Source organism: Streptosporangium sp. NPDC020072 (genome assembly GCF_040631445.1).
GTDB lineage: Bacteria > Actinomycetota > Actinomycetes > Streptosporangiales > Streptosporangiaceae > Streptosporangium.
Map to the genome: position 1 here is coordinate 43,161 of NZ_JBEYAB010000019.1, position 13,456 is coordinate 56,616.

Annotated in this window: 9 protein-coding genes and 1 tRNA gene; all 10 read right to left on the minus strand. The window is 68.4% G+C overall.

From position 1 onward, the window contains the following. Positions 1-227: 227 nt before the first annotated feature. The 10 genes from ABZ470_RS36170 to dnaA all read right to left on the minus strand — a co-directional run bounded on the left by ABZ470_RS36170 (position 228) and on the right by dnaA (position 12,986). A tRNA-Ile gene (locus ABZ470_RS36170) sits at positions 228-301 on the minus strand. A 147-nt stretch (positions 302-448) separates the two neighbouring features. Then, positions 449-1,114 carry a DUF3566 domain-containing protein gene (locus ABZ470_RS36175; RefSeq protein WP_362917171.1) on the minus strand — a complete coding sequence of 222 codons (666 nt, stop codon included), beginning with the start codon at positions 1,112-1,114 and terminating at the stop codon, positions 449-451. A gap of 72 nt (positions 1,115-1,186) precedes the next feature. After that, complete coding sequence (gene gyrA / locus ABZ470_RS36180; RefSeq protein WP_352013622.1) at positions 1,187-3,679, minus strand: DNA gyrase subunit A; 2,493 nt, start codon at positions 3,677-3,679, stop codon at positions 1,187-1,189. A 42-nt stretch (positions 3,680-3,721) separates the two neighbouring features. Beyond that, entirely contained in the window at positions 3,722-5,668 is a 1,947-nt protein-coding gene (gene gyrB / locus ABZ470_RS36185) for a DNA topoisomerase (ATP-hydrolyzing) subunit B (protein ID WP_362917173.1), read from the minus strand. 301 nt (positions 5,669-5,969) lie between these two features. Beyond that, positions 5,970-6,575 (minus strand): DciA family protein, encoded by a 606-nt coding sequence (locus ABZ470_RS36190; protein ID WP_362917175.1) that lies wholly within the window; start codon positions 6,573-6,575, stop codon positions 5,970-5,972. Beyond that, positions 6,565-7,740: a DNA replication/repair protein RecF gene (gene recF / locus ABZ470_RS36195; RefSeq protein WP_352013625.1), complete on the minus strand. Its 1,176-nt coding sequence runs from the start codon at positions 7,738-7,740 to the stop codon at positions 6,565-6,567. Before recF ends, ABZ470_RS36190 begins: the two co-directional genes overlap by 11 nt. A gap of 45 nt (positions 7,741-7,785) precedes the next feature. Beyond that, entirely contained in the window at positions 7,786-8,727 is a 942-nt protein-coding gene (gene gnd / locus ABZ470_RS36200; protein WP_352013626.1) for a phosphogluconate dehydrogenase (NAD(+)-dependent, decarboxylating), read from the minus strand. A 13-nt stretch (positions 8,728-8,740) separates the two neighbouring features. Beyond that, the gene (locus tag ABZ470_RS36205) at positions 8,741-9,499 is read right to left on the minus strand and encodes a 3-keto-5-aminohexanoate cleavage protein (protein WP_362917177.1); all 759 of its coding nucleotides are present in this window, start codon (positions 9,497-9,499) and stop codon (positions 8,741-8,743) included. Positions 9,500-9,509: 10 nt separating this feature from the next. Then, on the minus strand, positions 9,510-10,649 hold the full coding sequence (dnaN, locus tag ABZ470_RS36210; protein WP_362917179.1) for a DNA polymerase III subunit beta: 1,140 nt from the start codon (positions 10,647-10,649) through the stop codon (positions 9,510-9,512). Between the two features lie 573 nt (positions 10,650-11,222). Continuing rightward, entirely contained in the window at positions 11,223-12,986 is a 1,764-nt protein-coding gene (gene dnaA, locus ABZ470_RS36215) for a chromosomal replication initiator protein DnaA (protein ID WP_362917181.1), read from the minus strand. Between the last annotated feature and the right edge of the window lie 470 nt (positions 12,987-13,456).

Here is a 13,456-nt window from a genome sequence, read left to right on the forward strand (position 1 = left end):
GGCTTCGTCTCGCCGCTGCCAGACCCCGGTGTCCCCCTGGAGGAGATCTCTCGCCTGGTGGGCCACAGCGTCACGGAACGGGTTTACCACAAGCGGATCCGCCCGGTTCTCCAGAGTGATGGCCATGAACCGCGTCTTTGAGGCCTGATCGGAAACGGTGGTCACGCGAAAAGCAGAAGGGCCGCCATCCGAAGATCGGAAAGCGGCCTTTTCGCTGGTCAGAAAAGTGGGGCTACCAGGACTTGAACCTGGGACCTCTTCCTTATCAGGGAAGCGCTCTAACCGACTGAGCTATAGCCCCTCGCGACATGAAGAACGGTATCGCATCCCGCTTTGGGAGGCGAATCCGTTCGGTCGAACAGGGAAAAGCTTACCCTGTCCCGACACCAGCTCGCGCCATGTCCCCGGCCCCACTCCTGGGGCGGCGCCGGGGACACGACGGCGGTGGTTACTCGGCCTCGCTGAAGGTGACCTCGATGCCGCCGACCAGGTCGGAGGCGATGTTGTAGATCACCGCACCCAGAGTGGACAGAGCCGTGATCAGGACGACGTTCACGGCCCCGATCAGGGCGGTGTATCCGAGGATGCGAACCGGCTCGAACCAGGAGGCGACGTTGAAACCGTTCGCGGACGGCTTGCCGTCGGAGACGGTGAACTGGTTGACCGTCTGGATGATGCTGTCGAACACGCCGAGGCTGTTCAGCACCATGTAGAGCACCGCGACGGCGACGAACAGCACCACGAAGCAGACCAGGGAGACCACGAAGCTGAACTTCATGGCCGACCACGGCTCGACCCTGCGCAACACCAGGTGGGCCTTGCGCGGCGTACGCGGCGAGTTGTCGGAGGCCGGCTTCCTGGAGTCCTGCGACGGGGACGACAAGCCCGCGGGCGGGGGCGGCCCTCCCGAGGGTGACCAGGAGGAGTTTCCCTGCGGAGGGGTCGGACGGACGTGCACCGTGGTGTCGGGCACCTTGCCGTCCTCGGTGGTCGCCGTACCCGGCCTGCCCTTGCCGTCGGCCACCGGCTTGTCAGGCTCCGGGGCGGGCCTGCCACCCCCACCCGCTGACGGCTCACCCGCCTTGGCAGGATCTGCTTCGACGGCTTTATCCATTTTCTCCGACACCTGATCACGTGTTGACGAGGACGCGGGTCGCGATCCTGGCCTTGACTGGGCGCTCACGGGCTACTCACCTTCCCCGTTTTCCTCAGTCTCCAAAGAGTCAGCGTTGCGGGCGAGAGCCACGACGCTGTCTCCATCGACCAGATTCATCAGACGCACCCCCATGGTCTGGCGACCAGACTGCTTGATCTCTCCTGCGCTGGTCCTGATCACCCCGCCGACGGACGTGATCGCGAAGACCTCGTCCTCCGGCCTGACCATGACCGCCCCGACCAGCTTGCCACGGGAACTGACGATCTTCGCGGTCAGGACACCCTTACCGCCTCGCCCCTGCACGGGGTACTGGTCGGCGGGTGTGCGCTTTGCATACCCACCCTCGGTGGCGACCAACACATCTTCGCCGTCGGCGATGCGGTTCATCGCCAGCAGCTCGTCACCGTCGAGGAAACGCATGCCGATCACGCCGCTGGTCGCCCGGCCCATCGGCCGCAGGGCCTCGTCGGAGGCGGTGAAGCGGATCGACTGGGCTCCGCGCGAGATCAGCAGGAGGTCGTCCTCCTCGGAGACAAGCCTGGCCGCGATCACTTCGTCATCTTCTCGCAGATTGATGGCGATGAGACCACCAGAACGCGGCGAGTCGTACTCGGAAAGGCGCGTCTTCTTCACCAGACCGCTACGGGTTGCCAGCACGAGGTACGGCGCGACCTCGTAGTCACGCAGGGCGAGCACCTCCATGACGACCTCGTCCGGCTGCATGGCCAGCAGGTTGGCCAGGTGCTGACCGCGGGCGTCCCTGCCCGAGTCGGGCAGCTCGTAGGCCTTGACCCGGTAGACCCGCCCCTTGTTCGTGAAGAACAGCAGCCAGTGGTGGGTCGTGGTGACGAAGAAGTGGTCGACGATGTCGTCCTGGCGCAGCTGCGCGCCCCGCACCCCCTTGCCGCCGCGCTTCTGCGCCCGGTAGAGGTCGGTGTTGGTGCGCTTGGCGTAGCCGCCGCGGGTGATCGTGACGACCATGTCCTCCTCGGCGAGGAGGTCCTCGATCGACATGTCGCCCTCGTAGGCGATGATCTCCGTCTTGCGCTCGTCTCCGTACTTGGCGGTGATCTCGGAGAGCTCGTCGAAGACGATGGTCCGCTGCCGCTCCGGCGAGGCCAGGATCTCCTGGTAGTCGATGATGTGCGCCATCAACGCGTCGTACTCGTCGGTGATCTGCTGGCGCTCCAGGGCGGCCAGCTTGCGCAGCTGCATGTCGAGGATGGCCTGCGCCTGGACCTGGTCGATCTCCAGCAGGGACATCAGGCCGCCCTGGGCGTCGGCCGCAGAGGGCGAACGCCGGATCAGCGCGATGACCTCGTCCATCCGGTCGAGCGCCTTGAGCAGCGCGCGCAGGATGTGGGCCCGCTCCTCGGCCTTGCGCAGCAGGTAGCGGGTCCTGCGGACCACGACCTCGATCTGGTGGTCGACGTAGTGGCGGACGAACTGGTCGAGACGCAGGGTCCTGGGCACGCCGTCAACCAGCGCCAGCATGTTGGCGCCGAAGGTGGTCTGCAGCTGGGTGTGCTTGTAGAGGTTGTTCAGCACGACCTTGGCGACCGCGTCGCGCTTGAGCACGATGACCAGGCGCTGGCCGACCCGCGAGGAACTCTCGTCACGGACGTCGGCGATGCCGCTGATGCGGCCGTCCTTGACCGACTCCGCGATGGCCAGCGCGAGGTTGTCCGGGTTGACGATGTAGGGCAGCTCGGTGACGACCAGGCACTGACGGCCCTTGGCGTCCTCCTCGACCTCGACGATCGCCCGCATGGTGATCGAGCCGCGTCCGGTGCGGTAGGTGTCGTCGATGCCCCTGCGGCCCACGATCAGGGCGCCGGTGGGGAAGTCGGGGCCCTTGACCCGGGCGATCAGCTCCTCAAGGAGTTCGTCGTCGCTCGCGTCGGGGTTCTGCAGGGCCCACTTGACGCCGTCGGCCACCTCGCGCAGGTTGTGCGGCGGGATGTTCGTCGCCATGCCGACCGCGATGCCCGCCGAGCCGTTGACCAGCAGGTTCGGGAACCGCGACGGCAGGACCAGGGGCTCCTGGGAGCGGCCGTCGTAGTTGGGCTGGAAGTCGACGGTCTCCTTGTCGATGTCACGGATCATCTCCATGGCGATCGGCGCGAGCTTGCACTCGGTGTAACGCATGGCGGCCGGCATGTCGTTGCCCGGCGATCCGAAGTTGCCCTGGCCGTCGACCAGGGTGTAGCGCAGCGCCCACGGCTGCGCGAGCCGTACGACCGTTCCGTAGATCGAGGAGTCGCCGTGCGGGTGGTAGGAACCCATCACGTCACCGACGACACGGGAGCACTTGAAGTAGCCGCGGTCGGGGCGGTAGCCGCCGTCGTACATGGCGTAGAGCACACGACGGTGCACCGGCTTGAGGCCGTCACGGACGTCGGGCAGCGCGCGGGACACGATGACGGACATCGCGTAGTCCATGTAGCTGCGCTGCATCTCCGACTGGATGTCGACGGGTTCGATGCGCTGGTGCTCCGCCGGCGGAGTGTTCACATCCGTCACTGGGATGGGTCCTTTACGAAAGAGAGGTCTGTACGGCTACCGCTACACATCGAGGAAACGGACGTCTCGCGCGTTCCTGATGATGAAGGAGCGGCGCGCCTCGACGTCCTCACCCATGAGGACGCTGAACAGCTCGTCGGCCTGGGCGGCGTCGTCGAGGGTGACCTGCAGGAGCACCCGGGTGTCGGGGTTCATCGTCGTGTCCCAGAGCTGGCCGGCGTTCATCTCGCCCAGACCCTTGAACCGCTGGATGCCGTCGTGCAGGCGCGGGTCGCGCTTGCCCCGCTGTATGCCGTCCTCGATGATCGCGTCACGCTCGCGGTCGGAGTAGGCGTAGGAGGCGTCCTCGCCCCTGCGGTCCCACTTGATCTTGTAGAGCGGCGGCTGGGAGAGGTAGACGTGCCCCGCCTCGATCAGCGGGCGCATGAAACGGAACAGCAGTGTCAGCAGCAGCGTGTTGATGTGCTGGCCGTCGACGTCGGCGTCCGCCATCAGGATGAGCTTGTGGTAGCGGAGTTTGGTGATGTCGAACTCGTCGTGGACCCCGGTGCCCATGGCGGTGATCAGCGCCTGGACCTCGGCGTTCTTCAGCACCTTGTCGATGCGGGCCTTCTCCACGTTCAGGATCTTGCCGCGGATGGGCAGGATGGCCTGGAACTTGGAGTCGCGGCCGCCCTTGGCCGAGCCGCCCGCCGAGTCACCCTCGACGATGAACAGCTCGCACTTCTCCGGGTCGCTCCACTGACAGTCGGCCAGCTTGCCCGGCAGGCCGGAACCCGATTCGAGCAGCGACTTGCGCCGGGTGAGGTCGCGGGCCTGGCGGGCCGCGATGCGGGCGCGCGCGGCCTGCAGGGACTTGTTGATGATGTCCTTGGCCTCGCCGGGGTTGCGCTCGAACCAGTCGCGCAGGTGGTCGTTGCAGGCCTTCTGCACGAACGACTTGGCCTCGGTGTTGCCCAGCTTGGCCTTGGTCTGCCCCTCGAACTGCGGGTCGGCCAGCTTCACCGAGATGATCGCGGTCAGGCCCTCGCGGATGTCCTCACCGCTGAGGTTGTCGTCCTTGCCCTCCTTGAGGAACTTCTGCTCACGCGCGTAGCGGTTGACGATCGACGTCAGCGCCGCGCGGAAGCCCTCCTCGTGGGTGCCGCCCTCCGCGGTGTTGATGGTGTTGGCGAAGGTGTAGACCGACTCGGAGTAGGAGTTGTTCCACTGCATGGCGATCTCGACGGAGATGCCCTCGCCGTGCTCCTCGAAGTCGACCACCGAGACGTGCGCGGGTTCCTTCTTGGAGTTCAGGTGCCTGACGAAGTCGGCCAGGCCGCCCTCGTAGTGGTAGACGATCTCGACGGGTTCGTCGTTGACGGCGTGGTCCGGCCGCTCGTCGCGCAGTGAGATGGTCAGGCCCTTGTTCAGGAAGGCCATCTCCTGGAAGCGCCGCGAGAGCGTCTCGAAGTTCCACGTGGTGGTCTCGAAGATGGTGTCGTCGGCCCAGAAGGTGATCGAGGTGCCGGTCTCGTCGGTCGCCTCGCCCTTCGCCAGGGGAGCGGTCGGCTTGGAGTGGGAGTAGTTCTGCCGCCAGTAGTGGCCGTCGGTGCGGATCTCCACGTCCAGCGCCGTGGACAGGGCGTTCACCACCGAGACACCGACGCCGTGCAGACCGCCGGAGACGGCGTACGACTTGCTGTCGAACTTGCCTCCCGCATGCAGCACGGTCAGGACGACCTCGACGGCGGGGCGGCCCTCCGCCTCGACGATGCCGACGGGAATGCCTCGGCCGTTGTCGACGACCCTGACGCCGTTGTCGGCGAGGAGGGTCACCTCGATCCGGTCGGCGTGCCCGGCCAGGGCCTCGTCGACGGAGTTGTCCACGACCTCGTAGACGAGGTGGTGGAGACCACGTTCACCGGTCGAGCCGATGTACATTCCCGGGCGCTTACGGACCGCCTCAAGTCCTTCGAGGACGGTGATTGAGCTAGCGTCGTAGGACAAGTGCGAAATCCTCCTGCCGCGGACACGCGGCGAACGGCCCTGTCGGCCCCGCCGTGCCCGTCACCGTCGTGAATGCCCCGATGCGCTCACCCGGGGGAAGTCGGCGCGGTGGCCGGGGTGACACGCAAGCGGACTGTGTCCGGAATTCGATTTCATTCTAGCGTCTCCGGACGTGTCGTGCGGCATTGACGGGCTCTGGAGGCCTCTGTCGCGCGTCGACCCTCTGCTTACGCATCCCCCTACAGGGAGGGGGGTAGCCGCGCCAGAAAGGCCGCTGATCCGTTTTCCGAGTTGTTGATCATCACCCATAGGTGTCGCCTGGGCCACGGCTCCCCGTGACACGCAGGCCACCGCTCGGCCGTGGCCCGTTCTGCGGCCCGCGCACCCGCACGCGCCGTACGGTCCCGTCGCCGAGCTCCTCGTTCAGCCGCCTGACGAGCGTGGCCGCGAGCAGCCTGACCTGGGTCGCCCAGGCCGTGGAGTCCGCGATCACCACGACCTCTCCCTCGGCGAAGGTCTCCGGTCTGGTGTGCGCGGCCAGGTCGACGCCGACGATCTCGTGCCAGCGGCCGAACACCCCGCCGACCGCGACCGGCCGCTCCCAGCCCCGGTCCGCGAGCAGGTCGGCGATGGCGCTGCCGAAAAGCCTCGGGTCGCCGCTGTCCCTGCGCTGGCCGTACGGCTTGCGCCGGGGTTCGCGGCGGGGGAGCTGGCCGCGCTTGGCGGCGTCGGCCTTGGCCTGGGCGAGCTTCTCCCTGGCCATCGCGGCGCCCTTGGCGGCGGTCGCCTTGGCCGCCTCCTGCCCGGCCTGCCGCGCGGGTCCCTTCCCGGTCCCCGCTGTGGCCCCCCCCGCGGACCCCCCTGCGGGGCCCTGGGCGCGTCCTGCGGCCGGCTCCTCAGCGGACACGGGCCACGCTTCCCTCGGTCACGTCGAAGCGGGCGCCGATCAGCTCGGCGGGCACGTCGGCGGCGACGGCGGCGGTGATCAGCACCTGCTCGGCGGGCGCCACGATCTCGGCCAGGCGGCGGCGGCGCTGGCTGTCCAGCTCGGCGAAGACGTCGTCGAGGATCAGCACCGGGTCGCCGCCGTCGCTCCTGAGCAGGTCGTAGGCGGCCAGTCTGAGCGCGAGCGCGAACGACCACGACTCGCCGTGGCTGGCGTAGCCGCGCGCGGGCAGCTCGCCGAGGCCGAGGAACAGGTCGTCGCGGTGCGGGCCGACGAGGGTGACACCGCGTTCGAGCTCGGTGGCGCGCACGTCGAGCAGGGCGGCGCGGATGCGCCCCTCAAGGTCCTCCCCGGCCGTTTCCTCCGGTCCGTCCTCGGGCAGGGTGCCGCGGTAGTCGAGGACGGCCGGGGCCGAGGTGGGGGCGAGCGAGGCGTAGGCGGAGGCGACGAGCGGGCGCAGCTCCTCGATCAGCCCGAGGCGGGCGGCGAGCAGCTCGGCGCCGAACTTCGCCAGGTGGGTGTCCCAGACCTCCAGCGTGCTCAGCGGGTCTCCCGCCCCGGCCGCGGCGAAGGCGGCGTCGCTCTCCGCCCGCCTTCCACTCCTGCCGCGCCGTGACTGCGCGGCCACCCGCAGCAGGGCGCCGCGCTGCTTGAGCACCCGGTCGTAGTCGGCCCTGACCCCGGCGAACCGGGGGGCCCTGGCCACCAGCAGGTCGTCGAGATAGCGGCGGCGCTCACCGGGGTCGCCCTTGACCATGGCGAGGTCCTCGGGGGCGAACAGGACGGTGCGCAACATGCCGACCACGTCGCGCGGGCGGGAGACGGGCGAGCGGTTCAGCCTGGCCCGGTTGGCCCGGCCCGGGTTGATCTCCAGCTCGATCAGCGCCCGCCGGTCGTCACGCACGACGACCGAGCGCACGATCGCCCGCGCCGCGCCCTGCCGTACCAGGGGACCGTCGGTCGCCACCCGGTGGCTGGAGTGGCTCGCCACGTAGCCCAGCGCCTCGACCAGGTTGGTCTTGCCCTGGCCGTTCGGGCCGACGAACGCCGTGACGCCCGGCTCAAGGCCGAGGTCGACGGCGTCGTAGGACCGGAAGTCGGTCAGCGCGAGATGGGCGACGTGCACCTCAGGAAGACTAGCCGCCCCCGTCCTTCACCGGAGCCTCGCCGGTCAACGGTCCGTCTCGGCCGGGGGGACGACGTCGGCGCCGGGGGCGTCGGCGCCCTTGCCGGTCTGGCCCTCCTTCGAGGTGACCGCGTGCCCGCCGAACTGGTTGCGCAGCGCCGCGACGACCTTCATGGCCGGGGAGTCGTCCTGGCGGGAGGCGAACCTGGCGTACAGCGCGGCGGTGATGACCGGCAGCGGGACGGCGTGGTCGACGGCCGCCTGGACCGTCCACCTGCCCTCGCCCGAGTCCTCGGCGTAGCCCCTCAGGTCGGCCAGCTCAGGGTCGTCGTCGAGCGCGCGCACCAGCAGGTCGAGCAGCCAGGAGCGGATGACGGTGCCGTGCCGCCAGCTGGAGAAGGCCCCCGCCACGTCGGTCACGACGTCGGAGGCCTCAAGCAGCTCCCAGCCCTCGGCGAAGGCCTGCATCATGCCGTACTCGATGCCGTTGTGGACCATCTTCGCGAAGTGCCCGGCGCCGACGGCTCCCGCGTGCACGAAGCCGCCGTCCTCCGGCTTGAGGGTCTCGAAGACCGGCATCAGGCGCTGAACGTCGTTGTCGGCGCCGCCGACCATGAGGGCGTAGCCGTTCTGCAGGCCCCAGACGCCGCCGCTCACCCCGCAGTCGACGAAGCCGACGCCCCGCTCGCCGAGCTGTGCGGCGTGCTTCTGGTCGTCGAGGTAGTGCGAGTTCCCGCCGTCGATCACGATGTCGCCGTCGGACAGCAGACCGCCAAGCTCCTCGACGGTGGCCTGGGTCGGCGCGCCCGCGGGCACCATGACCCACACCGCGCGCGGCGCCTGGAGCCGTTCGACCAGCTCCTTCAGGCTGGAGACGTCACTGACCGCCGGGTCACGGTCGTAACCGACGACGTCGTGACCCCCGCGGCGCAGCCGCTCGGCCATGTTGCCGCCCATCTTGCCCAGCCCGACCATGCCGATCTGCATACGAGCACCCCCTTCAGGGTTCCATCATCCACCTGTCGCCGAGTCGCGCCAGCGCGAGCCGTACCAGGTGGGCGTTTCCTTCCACAGGGCCGCCGTCGGGGCTGTGGAGGACGTCCTCAAGGCCGATACGCGTGGCCAGACCCAGCTGCCCCGCTTCGTCCACGAGTATCCACGCCGGTCCCTCCTCGCCGTGGAGCAGCCTGGGGCCGGGTACGGCCAGCTCGTCGAGACGCCCGAGCACGGCCCGCGCCCGGGAGACCGCGGTCTCCTCGGCGCCGCCGATGATCTCGACGAGCACCCGTGCGCACCCGAGACCGGTCGCGGCGAGCGCCTCGGCGTCGTCGACGGACCAGACCCCGGCCTCGACGTCCACGCCGAGCCGCCGAAGATCATGCCACAGGCCGGGGAAGCCGGGTTCCGAGAGGTTCACCGAGGCGAAGTCGGGCCGGTCCTGTGGAGCGAGCGCCGCCCACCCCCGTACGGCCTCGCGCCTGGCGCCCTCGTCGCCCCCGGTCATCCACAGGCCCGTGCTCACCCCGACGGGCAGCCCGGGACAGGCCAGCCGTACGGCCCGCACGGCCGCGCCGATGTGGACGGCGCTGAGAGACTCCCTGCCCGCCTCGTCGCGCGGGTGCATGTGCACAGCCGTCGCACCCGCCCCACGCGCCTCACGGGCCGCCTCAGCGAGCTCCAGAGGGGTCACAGGGACCGCGGGGTGCTCGTCGGGCCGTCTGCCGCCGTTGAGACACGCCTTCAGCGTGATCCGGCTCACAGCCTGTGGATCAGCTCGACAGGCGGATGGGCATGATCAGGTAGCGGTAGTCGGGCACGCCCCCGTCGTCCACAGGCTTGCCGCCGGTGAGGATGGCGGGCTTGGTCGAGGTGGTCATCTGCAGCCTGGCCACGTCGGAGTCGATCGCGCCCAGCCCCTCAAGCAGGAACTGGTGGTTGAAGGCGATGTTGATGTCGTCGCCCTCGAAGTCGACCGGCAGCACCTCGACCGCCTGGGCCTCGTCGCCGCTGCCCGCCTCAAGGACGACCTCGCCGTCGCGGAAGGCCAGGCGCACCGGCGTGTTGCGCTCGGCGACCAGGGCCACACGCTTGACGGCCTCGACGAAGGCGCCGGTCGCCAGGTCGGCCCTCGCGGAGAACTCGGTCGGCAGCAGCGAGCGGTACTTGGGGAACTCGGGGTCGAGCAGGCGGGTGGTCGTACGGCGGCCCGCGCTGGAGAATCCGATCATGCCCTCGCCGGTCCCGCCGACGGAGCTCATCGCGATCTCGACCTCGGCGCCGGTGCTGCCCAGGGCCTTGGCCGCGTCGGCGAGGGTCTTGCCGGGGATCATGGCGACGGCGGAGAAGTCGGGCTGGCCCGGCTGCCACTTCAGCTCACGCACGGCCAGGCGGTAGCGGTCGGTCGCGGCGAGGGTGACGGTGTCGCCCTCGATCTCCATGCGCACGCCGGTCAGCATCGGCAGCGTGTCGTCCTTGCCCGCGGCGACGGCGACCTGGCCGACGGCGGAGGCGAACACGTCGCTGCCGACCCGGCCCGCGGCCGGCGGCATGGTCGGCAGGGAGGGGTAGTCCTCCACAGGCATGGTCAGCAGGGTGAACCGGGCACTGCCACAGGTGACGACCGCCTTGGCGCCCTCGACGGCGAAGTCCACAGGCTGTGCGGGCAGCGCCCTGGTGATCTCGGCGAGCAGCTTGCCGGAGACCAGCACGACGCCGGCCTCACCGGTCTGGGGTTCGAGGGTCACCTCGGCGGACACCTCGTAGTCGAAGCCGGAGAGCTTCAGCTGCCCGCCGTCCGTCACCTCCAGGCGCATGCCGGCGAGCACCGGCACGGAAGGACGCGCCGGCAGGCTGCGTGCCGTCCAGGCGACGGCCTCGGCGAGCACGTCTCGCTCGATACGGAACATCACGGGGATCTGCCTCCTGTGTGTGAGCGCTGTCCGCTCGGTGCCTTGGGTTCAAGTGTTCACTGTCCCGCACCTGCGCTCCCCCGGAACCCTTCTGTGGGTCTTGAGTTCTCTAGTTAGAGATACAAGGGGTCATCGCATTAGGGGCGGTGGATACTGTGGAAATCCTGTGTTTCCGCAGATCAGACTAGGTTTTTTCATCCACCGGGGGTGTGGGTGGAGGGTGTGGAGAACTCGGCGGCCTGGGGAGAACCTCGCTGTACCCACAGGCCGTCCCCAGATCGAGGGGTCTTCATCCACCGGTTATCCACGAGGTTTCCCCAGGTTATCCACTGGGTAAGAGGTCGTTTTGTCCTTGTGGAAAACGCTCTTCACAGGGCGTCCCCAGGTTGTCCACGAGTTCTCCCCAAGTTGTCCCCAGGTTCTCCCCAGAGTTGTCCCCAGCTTGCTCAAACGTGTTGAAACCATCGAAACCGGCATGTTCACGGTGGAAACTCCTCCTCCATTGGTTGAGGCGGAGTCGTACATTTGATCCACAAGGTTTTCCACAGCCTGTGTATCGCGTCCGGGGAAAACTCATCCATTGCGCGACTGCTGCTTGATCCTGGTGGTCAGCTCGTTGACCTGGTTGTAGATCGAGCGGCGCTCGGCCATGAGGGAACGGATCTTCCGGTCGGCGTGCATGACCGTGGTGTGGTCGCGTCCACCGAACTGCTGGCCGATCTTGGGCAGCGACATGTCGGTCAGCTCCCTGCACAGATACATGGCGATCTGCCGGGCGGTGACCAGGACCCGCGAGCGCGACCCGCCGCACAGGTCGTCGATCGACAGGCCGAAGTAGGCCGCGGTCGAGGCCATGATCGTGGCGATCGTTATCTCGGAGCCCGCGTCCTCGGTGATCAGGTCCTTGAGCACGACCTCGGTGAGCTGCAGGTCGACCGACTGCCGGTTGAGGCTGGCGAACGCGGTGACCCTGATCAGCGCGCCCTCCAACTCGCGGATGTTGGTGGAGATCCGGCTCGCGATGTACTCCAGGACCTCGGGCGGCGCGGCCAGGCCCTCCTGGATGGCCTTCTTGCGCAGGATCGCGATGCGGGTCTCAAGCTCGGGCGGTTGCACGTCGGTGATCAGCCCCCACTCGAACCGGTTGCGCAGCCGGTCCTCCAGGGTGACCAGCTGCTTGGGAGCGCGGTCGCTGGAGATGACGATCTGCTTGTTGGCGTTGTGCAGGGTGTTGAAGGTGTGGAAGAACTCCTCCTGCGTCTGTTCCTTGCCCTCGAGGAACTGGATGTCGTCCACCAGCAGGATGTCCACAGCCCGGTAGCGTCCGCGGAAGTTGTCGGCCTTGTGGTCGCGGATGGAGTTGATGAAGTCGTTGGTGAACTCCTCCGAGCTGACGTATCTCACCCGGGCGCCGTCGTAGAGGCTCTGCGCGTAGTGGCCGATCGCGTGCAGCAGGTGCGTCTTGCCCAGTCCTGAGTCGCCGTAGATGAACAGCGGGTTGTAGGCCTTGGCCGGGGCCTCGGCGACGGCGACCGCCGCGGCGTGGGCGAAGCGGTTGCTCGATCCGATGACGAAGGTCTCGAAGGTGTACTTCGGGTTGAGCCTGGCGGGTTCCCCCTGCTGCTGGGTACGGCCTCCCCGGCCGTCCCATCTGTTCTGCACGGGGCCCGCGGCCTGCGGGGGCGAGGGGCGGTCGAAGTTGTTCTGCCCGTGCCGTTCGAACCCGTCGGACTCCTGGTGCGGGGGCGCGGGCTGCGGGGTGTAGCCGCCGCGGCCGTACCCGCCCCCCTGTTCCTGCGGGGCCGGCGCCGAGGGCTCCCCCGGGAGGAACGGCTGCTGCGCTCCGTCCTCACCCTGTTGATAACCGTAGTGACCCTGTGGGCCGTGCTGTGGATATTCGGTGGACGGCGTCGGCGCAGGTCCCTGCCCCTGGAAGGGGTTCTGCAGGCCGGAAGCGTTGTGGAGCTGGGGTGTCACGGGCTGTGCATAACCCTGCTGGGGACCCCCAGGCTGGGGATAACCGTGCGCGGGCGGCTGGGGATAACCGTCTCCTCTGGAGACCCCGGGGTCGGAACCGGCCGCGCTGGGGTCGACCATGACCGCGACCCGCATGGGGCGGCCGAACTCCTGGGAGAGCGCGTGGCTGATCAGGGGGCGGAGCTTGTTCTCCAGGACGTCCCTGGCGAAGTCCGTCGGGGCGGCGAGGACCACGGTGTCGTTCATGAGGCCGAACGGGCGGGTCATGCCGAGCCAGACCCGTTGCTGGGAGGGGACGCTCGCGTTGAGGGAGTTCTCCAACGCCCGTTCCCACACCTCGCTGAGGTCCAAGTTGTCCATGCCCGGCCATCCTCCTGTCGACGCGGTCACCGCACCTGCTCACCGCGATCTGTTATCCACACCGATGGCCGCCGGGCACATCGGATTCCCTGTTTTCCACATGTCGGAGCCCCTGCTGCCCGTCCGGGGTCGCCGCTCGGAATCCACATCGAATCCACACCGCATCCACATGCTGTGCACAGCCCCACGGCCGCCGCCAGACACGCCCGGGCAGTGGTGACAAGGGGTTGGAGGGGCCGACAGTAGCCCTGTCCACAGCCTGTGTTCAAGACGTTGTCCACAGCCTAGTGGCACTGTGGGGGAGGCTGAGTGCACATCCTGTGGACGGCGAGGCGTCGGTGGAAAACGGGGCTGTGGATTCGTGGATAACCTATCGTCAGGTGTTCGCCGGTTTGACCTGGGCCTCGCCTTACCCGTAACGTACGACGGTCGGCTTGTCACGCGGAGGCTTTCGCATGCCCCGCTTCCGG